1 protein-coding gene is annotated in these 523 nt (G+C 61.8%); it reads right to left on the minus strand.

Annotated elements, in window-relative coordinates; all coding sequences use genetic code 11:
• Positions 1-444: hypothetical protein (locus tag ALO_RS19075; RefSeq protein ID WP_238528341.1), on the minus strand; the 444-nt coding region annotated here is incomplete at its 3' end.
• Between the last annotated feature and the right edge of the window lie 79 nt (positions 445-523).

A 523-nucleotide genomic window follows, 5' to 3' on the forward strand; every position in this document is an offset into this window, starting at 1 on the left:
GAATGTGTTGTCGGCATCGTAAGTGACGGTTTTGCCGGAAAGGATGACATTCCGGCTGGCGCTGAGGACGCCGGTCAGATCGACGGTTTCAGCGGCCGTGAGGGTGAGGTCGGCTAGTATCGGAGTGGAGCCGCCGGATTCTTCTTCGTCTCCGTGGTCGTGGCTTTCATGGTCTTCTTCTCCTTCTTCGCCGGCGCTGAAAAAGCCGCTGCCGGTGATGTGGCGGGCGGCGATGCGGATGGTTTGCTGTGAGGAGATTTGGCCGTCGTTGGCGAAGTCGCCCTGGGCGGTGATGGCGATGTCTTCTTGGGCGCTGAGGCTGCCGTTGAGGGTGATGCGGCCGTCGTGGGTCAGGATGAGGGTTTGGCTGGCGGCGATGTCTCCGTCTAAGGTGACGCCCAGGCCTTTTTCGGTGCCGATGAGTTTGATTTTGCCGGCGTACATGCCGCCTAGGGCGCCTACGTCGAGGGCTACTGTGGGTTTGGCGGCGTCGCTTTGGATGGGGGTGGCTTGCAGGGTCTGG

Source organism: Acetonema longum DSM 6540 (genome assembly GCF_000219125.1).
Lineage (GTDB): Bacteria > Bacillota > Negativicutes > Sporomusales > Acetonemataceae > Acetonema > Acetonema longum.